Below are 994 nucleotides of genomic sequence, written 5' to 3'. Positions count from 1 at the left end.
CCTAATGCAGCAGCATGTTTGAGACAAAGTTTGAGACGTATCAATGCTGTCCGAGCAGCTCCAGCTTTTGTATGCCAAATAGGGGCAAGGGTATCGCGTATCTCTGTTTGAGTAATCTCTGAAACGGGTAGACAGCCTAATTTAGGGAGAATATAAAGACGTAAAGGTGAAAACCAATCACAAGCCTTACCATCATCTTTTAATTCAGCTTTCCGACTTTCAAAAGCATCTACGGCAATATCTTTTAAGTAATGAAGATTGCTTATTGCCTCACGCTTTTGTTTATTGCGTTCTTTAATAGGGTCACGACCCTCATGCAAAACAGAACGCCATTGATTTGCCAATTCACGCGCTTTTTTTAAAGAAACGTTTCGCAATGCCCCCAAGCCCATTTCACGACGGCGCCCATGAATGGTATAACGGTAAATCCATTGAGCACCGCCATCTTTACGCTTGTGAAGTAACAAGCCGGCACCATCGTTATATTTGCCAGCCCCTAATGTTGCAACAGATCTTGCATTAAGACGGTTCATAAGAGCCATTTTAAGTCCTTTCTTATACAAATTTTATCCACACACTCATCCCACTTGCTATGTGCAAACGAGTGGTTTTGATTGATTCAATATAAACAGATTTGAAATAAGAGAATCTTACGTTATTCGGGTCTTTAACTCAATATGAATAACGCTAGATTATCATTATAAATCAATAGCTTGTCACCAGCTGACAAGCTTGCGAAACAAACCTTCTGTCGACAAATCTGATGCGTTACTTTCTTTCTCTAAATGCTCTTCATCATGCATCATTCTGCCATCCATGACGTGCTCTCATAAGTTTCTCTACCACTATAAGCTGGTCTCTTCTGTTTTTGCATCGGCTGTTCATACCCCACACACATTAACCCAAAGGCATCCGCACCATGACTGGACCAATCATGCTCTGCTCCCAAGCCAATATTACGCTTCTCATCCCATTTCTCGTGATACCAGTTCAG

Annotated in this window: 1 protein-coding gene and 1 pseudogene; both read right to left on the bottom strand. The window is 41.4% G+C overall.

Features of this window, described 5'->3' with window-relative positions:
- A partial coding sequence (locus ACFINR_RS09435) for a tyrosine-type recombinase/integrase (RefSeq protein WP_375654240.1) occupies window positions 1–542 on the bottom strand: 542 nt, incomplete at its 3' end.
- Window positions 543–802: 260 nt separating this feature from the next.
- Window positions 803–994, bottom strand: a pseudogene (locus ACFINR_RS09430) (PBSX family phage terminase large subunit); the annotation flags it as partial.

The organism is Bartonella sp. AP19HLJMH (genome assembly GCF_042196245.1).
GTDB lineage: Bacteria > Pseudomonadota > Alphaproteobacteria > Rhizobiales > Rhizobiaceae > Bartonella.
Note: the sequence above shows the minus strand (reverse complement) of the source record. Positions and strands in the feature narration are given on the sequence as shown.